Origin of the sequence: Bacillus lumedeiriae (assembly GCF_044891285.1) — a bacterium.
Taxonomy (GTDB): Bacteria; Bacillota; Bacilli; order Bacillales; family Domibacillaceae; genus Pseudobacillus; species Pseudobacillus lumedeiriae.
On record NZ_JAUIYO010000052.1, the window covers coordinates 1 to 464 of the forward strand.

The 464-nt window shown below is 55.0% G+C and carries 1 protein-coding gene; it reads right to left on the minus strand.

Translation table 11 applies throughout. The annotated features are described in order from the left end of the window. Window positions 1-464: 4Fe-4S dicluster domain-containing protein (locus QYG89_RS17140; protein ID WP_404319416.1), on the minus strand; the 464-nt coding region annotated here is incomplete at both ends.

A 464-nucleotide genomic window follows, 5' to 3' on the forward strand; every position in this document is an offset into this window, starting at 1 on the left:
CGATAATTTTGTCCACATGTTCATTGCCGACAGGGCACTGGTCTTCGCAATTGCGGCAGGTCGTGCAGGACCAGATCTCCTCCTCCGTCATTACGTCGCCGATCAGCTCCAGACTCACGGGATCTGCACCTTGCTCCCGCTTCCCCCATGTTTCCTTTTGCCAATCCAGTGTCGGCCGGATATCGGTAATTCCCACGGAATCGTTCCAATTCACTCCGGGAGTCATTTCCCCCGTCATTCCATGCGTGGACACCCCTCCCGGCGCGAACGCAAACTCCGGTGCCCAAGGCGATTTTCCCGTGATAGCGGTGCCTTTTTCGGTCAAATGATCCCGCAGCTTGGTGATCAGATGCATCGGAGACAGCGCCTTACCGGTGTTCGAGGCCGGACAAACATTCGTACAGCGACCGCATTCTACGCAGGCATAGAAATCCAGCATCTGTTTCTGTGTGAAATCTTCGATT